This is a genomic window from Proteus sp. G4380 (assembly GCF_963885725.1).
GTDB lineage: Bacteria > Pseudomonadota > Gammaproteobacteria > Enterobacterales > Enterobacteriaceae > Proteus > Proteus mirabilis.
In genome coordinates, this window is record NZ_CAWPAV010000026.1 from 1 (window position 1) to 5,105 (window position 5,105).

Annotated in this window: 4 protein-coding genes; 3 read left to right on the forward strand and 1 reads right to left on the reverse strand. The window is 37.2% G+C overall.

Annotation, left to right across the window (positions count from 1 at the left end; translation table 11 throughout):
- The 3 genes from AACU98_RS01570 to ybaK all read left to right on the forward strand — a co-directional run.
- A partial coding sequence (locus AACU98_RS01570; protein WP_161735400.1) for a YadA-like family protein occupies positions 1 to 1,620 on the forward strand: 1,620 nt, incomplete at its 5' end.
- Between the two features lie 125 nt (positions 1,621 to 1,745).
- Complete coding sequence (locus tag AACU98_RS01575) at positions 1,746 to 2,555, forward strand: TraB/GumN family protein (RefSeq protein WP_004244270.1); 810 nt, start codon at positions 1,746 to 1,748, stop codon at positions 2,553 to 2,555.
- Between the two features lie 47 nt (positions 2,556 to 2,602).
- A complete protein-coding gene (gene ybaK, locus AACU98_RS01580; protein WP_004244271.1) occupies positions 2,603 to 3,082 on the forward strand; it encodes a Cys-tRNA(Pro)/Cys-tRNA(Cys) deacylase YbaK in 480 nt (159 codons plus the stop codon).
- A gap of 123 nt (positions 3,083 to 3,205) precedes the next feature.
- On the opposite strand, the gene ushA is transcribed toward ybaK, so the two are convergent.
- Positions 3,206 to 4,870, reverse strand: a complete 1,665-nt coding sequence (gene ushA, locus AACU98_RS01585; protein ID WP_004244272.1) for a bifunctional UDP-sugar hydrolase/5'-nucleotidase UshA — start codon at positions 4,868 to 4,870, stop codon at positions 3,206 to 3,208.
- Between the last annotated feature and the right edge of the window lie 235 nt (positions 4,871 to 5,105).

Genomic DNA, 5,105 nt, shown 5'->3' on the forward strand with positions numbered 1-5,105 from the left:
TATAATAAATTATTTCTTATTTCTTTCTCTTTAATTTATTCTGCAAATGTTTTTTCTAATACTGATAGCCCATTACCAACAGATAATCCTTCACAATTAGGAAATGGTTCTATGGTAGAATCAAATATAGGTATTCCCTCAACATCAACAACTCATCTACCACAACCACCATTAATGGGTAATCGCGCACCAGTAATTAGCCCAAGCCCATTGCCAACAGGTAATACTTCACAATTAGGAAATGGTTCTATGGTAGAATCAAGTGTAGGTTCAGAAACAGAACCAACGACTCATCTGCCACAACCACCATTAATGCCTCATCTACCGCAACCACCATTAATGCGTGATCGCGCACCAACAATAGGTAATACATCAGGATATAGGACACAATTTCCAAATACAGATGCTAATCCAATTAAAACAATTAAAGCAATTAAAACATACCTTGACATGACTGATCATGCAACCGATTATCATAGTAAATTGATAGGTGAATACATTTCAGCCTTTATTTCTATTTCTAGACCTTCTACATCTACATCATCTGAAAATATTTTAGTCAGCCTTTCTAAACCTTTTTTTGATCATATGTCTAAAGCAATAGATGTTGATTCTGATGAAGATGGAAGTATGTTAGTGGATAAAAGTAAAAAGGATATCGCTCGTACTATGTCTTCTTATTTAGAAAGTCTAGAAGCAGGCTTTTTAGAAACAATGAACGATGAAAATACTAGTGAGATAAGACTAACACAGATGGCATTATTACATCAGATACAAGATTTTAAAAATATTGTTGACGAAAGTATAGAAAAAGGTACCTCTTTTACTATTGTTGCAAATCAAGATCTAGAAACAGCAGAACCATTAACTGAAATCCAAATGATTACTAAGCGATTATCGCAACCAGTAACACGAGTTGATATTGCTAATGCATATGTTTTATTATCAGGAAAAATAGATAATGAAGTTGGAGCTATAGCGAATCAACAACAAATAACTACTGAAACGTTAACTTTACAGGATAATAAAATTACTAAAGTAGAAAGTGATGTGAAAAAAAATGAAGGTAATATAGCTGTTAATAGAGAAGGTATTACTAAAGTAGAAAGTATTGTAGAAAAAAATAAAGAAGATATACAAACAAATAAAGAAGATATACAAACAAATAGAGAAAATATTAATCAAGTTAAACAAACTGCTGACGAAAATAAAAAATATGTAAAGCAATACCTAGCTAATGATTTCGATGTTAATGAACAATCTAAAAGTTTAGTAGGTCATCTTGGCTCTTTATATGCAGGAAATAAGTTAAACACAGATAATATTAATGCCATTAGAAATGATCTTAGCCATTTTAAAAATGAAACCAATAATCGTTTCTATAAAGTTGAAAAGCGCGCTAATCAAGGAATTGCCTCTGTTGCAGCGATGAGTAATTTACCCTTTAATGATGCAGCAACCTTTAGCACCGCAATGGGTATCGGTAATTATCGTAATGCCACAGCATTTGCATGGGGAATGCAATACCGTATCAACGAAAATGTTAAAGTTAAAGCCTCAACCGCTTGGAATGACGCTAACAATTGGGTCTCTGCGGGGGGGATCGGTATTAGTTGGTAATATAAATTTATAAATATAGCGGTAAAGATAAGGAAAGCTAGGTAAAACTCAGTTTTCCTTGTTTTATTCAATACAAAATCCGTTATGCTACAACCTTGTGGTTTATCCCATGAGGAGCGTATCAAATGAAGGATATAATACAGAAAATCAAGAAATGGATCGGTATACAGAAAACATCTTATTACCCCTATCCTGCTATTGATATTTCACTCCCTAATCATGTCTCTTTACATCTTGTTGGTAGTATCCATATGGGCGTGCCAACGATGTCACCATTATCCAATGTGCTGATTAATAAAATAGCAACAGCGGATGCGGTTATTGTCGAAGCGGATATTTCAACCGAAACTCAGCCCTTTGATCAGCTATCGTTATTGCGAGAGCCATTAGAACAACGAGTAAATGAAACACAACTTGCCACTATCATCAGCCATTGTGATCTTCTTTCTATTCCACGTTACCAAATTGATGATAAACCACTGTGGCAAATCGCGCTGATATTACAATCAACCCAAGCGATGCAACTTGGATTACAACCACAGCACGGCATTGATTATCAAGTTATCCAACAAGCCAATAAACAACAAAAAGCGATTATAGAGCTAGAAGGTATTGAGCGTCAGGTCGCATTATTATTAGATTTTCCACAAGACGGCGCACAATTACTCGAAGATACGCTAAAAAATTGGCATGAAAATGCACGGGCATTGCAAATTATGATCAATTGGTGGTTAAATTATACCAGTGAAAAGCACCCTTCTCCTTTGCCAAATACTTTTAGCAAAGCGGTATTTGATATTTTAATGGAAAAGCGCAATCAAGTCTGGGCAACAACGCTTTCTAATCTTCCAGCAGGCCACTATGTTGTCACCGTCGGTGCTCTTCACTTATTTGGTGAAGATAATTTAGTTGATCGATTAACTTATCAAGCATAACAAGATCACGTTCACCATTGCTCTCACCTTATTGAGTAGGAATAATTATGACTCCCGCAGTGAATTTACTGGAAAAACAAAAAATTAAATTTACTCTTCACCCTTATGAACATGATGCGAATGTACATAACTTTGGTGATGAAGCCGTTGAAAAGTTAGGACTAGATAACCGTCAAGTGTTTAAAACGCTTCTTGTTGCGTTAAATGGTGATGCTAAAAACCTAGCCGTTGCGGTCACCCCAGTATCAAGTCAACTTGACTTAAAACGAGTCGCCAAATGCCTTAAAGCTAAAAAAGCAGAAATGGCCGATCCACAAATAGCACAAAAAGTAACAGGTTATTTAGTCGGCGGTATAAGCCCATTAGGACAAAAAAAGCGCCTTCCCACGGTGATTGATGATCAAGCACTTAAGTTTGACACTATCTATGTCTCAGGAGGTAAGCGAGGGCTGGATATTGAACTAGCGGCTGAAGATTTATGCTCAGTATTAGGTGCACAATTTGCCCTGATCCGTAAAGAGGATTAAGAGTAACTGATTGCTTATTTTAGGCTTTTATATCAACCAAGCTGCCAATAAGAAATAAAATAACAAAAGGCGACATCCTCTGCCGCCTTTTGGGAATTATCTATTGTATATTTTCAATAAATACTATTTTTTATACACAATCTCGCCTTGCGGTTCAAAATCAGCCGCTTTTAGTGGTGAGTGTTTTTCGATATAACCTTTTAGCACTTCTGCATCAACAAAGCCGGTATTGACATATCCTGGGTGTGAATCAATCTTAGGATAACCATCACCACCAATACCGTTAAAGTTTAATGTCGCCATACGATAATTTTTAGTTTTATCTAATGGTTTGCCCGCAATTTTTACATCACTCACTTTACAATCTGCATCTACGGTTAAACTTACATTGTAAAATTGTGCATAAGCGCCTGAATCTACTTTCATGCAAGCAACTGCGGATAGATAAGGTTCAACTTCTTCACCTTTGAAATCAACATAGACGAGTTCGTTAGCAAAGGGTTGTACTTTTAATACATCTTTATAAGTAATATCGCCAGATTCAATCGAATCACGTACACCACCACCACTCATAATGGCAAAATCAGCATTCGCACGCTCCGCCTGAGCAGATAACAGTAAACGCGCCATATTCGTTTGTTCAAAACGAACTTTGCTACGATCGCCTTCTAATTTACCAACAACTTCCCCCACTTTCACATTCAATTGCTCACCACCTTTCTCTTGATAAGGGGTCAGTAATTTCATCATTTCAGGGTTATGAGGGATCTCCTCTGTGTAGTAAACTCGCTCAGTGGTTCCGTCTTCTTTTTTCACTTTCTTATTTAAGTTAATTGGAATTAACTGATAGTGTTTTAATGTGAACTCACCATTACGGAACTCAAAATCAGCGCGACCTACATATTTACCCCATTCATGGGCTTGAACAATCCATGTGCCATTTTGATTATCTGGAGCGCAAGGTGTGCCGGGAACATAATCTGCTTGTTTGTAATTTTTATTCTCTTGAGACATACAAACCGGATCTTGTGAGTGTCCACCGACAATCATATCTAAATAGCCTTTCGGCAAAGCACGCGCCATTTCAACATCACCCGGTGCATTAGAGCCATGATTACCATCGTCATAATGCCCCATATGGGTAGCAGCGATAATAATATCGGGTTTTTCTGTGGTACGTAATTCTTCAACGACTTTTTTCGCTTCATCTGCCGGTTTACGGAACTCAGTATCAGGGAAGTTAGCAGGATTACCAATACGCACCGTATCATCGGTAGTTAAACCTAATACCGCAATTTTCACTCCTTGCTTATCAAAAATAGTATAAGGTTTAAATAAACGTTCACCGGTACTTTTTTGATAAATATTCGCAGATAGGAAGGGGAAAGTAGCCCATTTTTCTTGTTGGCGTAGCACTTCCAGTGGATTATCAAACTCATGGTTACCCAGCGCCATAGCGTCATAACCGACAAGATTCATCCCTTTAAAATCAGGCTCTGCATCTTGTAAATCAGATTCAGGAACCCCCGTATTAATATCACCACCAGACAGAAGCAATACGCTACCGCCATTTTTAGCGACTTCATCGCGAATATTGTCAACGACAGTTTTTTGAGCAGCTAAACCGTACTCGCCATGATCATTGTGCCAAAAGTGACCGTGATGATCATTAGTATGTAGGATGGTAATTTGGTAAGTTTTATCTTTTTCCCATGCCTGAGACATCACAGGCGCCATTGCTAAAGTCACTGTCAGTGCGCATGCAGATAATTTAAACGATAAGCTCATGGTCTATCCCCATGTATATTATTTATTGAGAAGGCTCTGCCCTGTATTCACAGTAGAAAAAGCAGAAAGAAGTAAATAGTTTTACTGTGTTTTATGACGTAGGTTATATATTTTTATTATTATTTCATTGTTCCAATAGTTTTTTTGAGACATCAGTCAAACTCTATTTGCTTTGACATCCTCCACGCCCTAAAGGACGTGGATCCCTACTGCGTTCAGACTGATGTCTGAATCA

What these genes read in the sequence shown, in the direction of transcription:
- AACU98_RS01575 (WP_004244270.1), top strand. Translation starts at nt 1,746, where the DNA reads ATGAAGGATATAATACAGAAAATCAAGAAATGGATCGGTATACAGAAA.
- ybaK (WP_004244271.1), top strand. Translation starts at nt 2,603, where the DNA reads ATGACTCCCGCAGTGAATTTACTGGAAAAACAAAAAATTAAATTTACT.
- ushA (WP_004244272.1), bottom strand. Translation starts at nt 4,870, where the DNA reads ATGAGCTTATCGTTTAAATTATCTGCATGCGCACTGACAGTGACTTTA.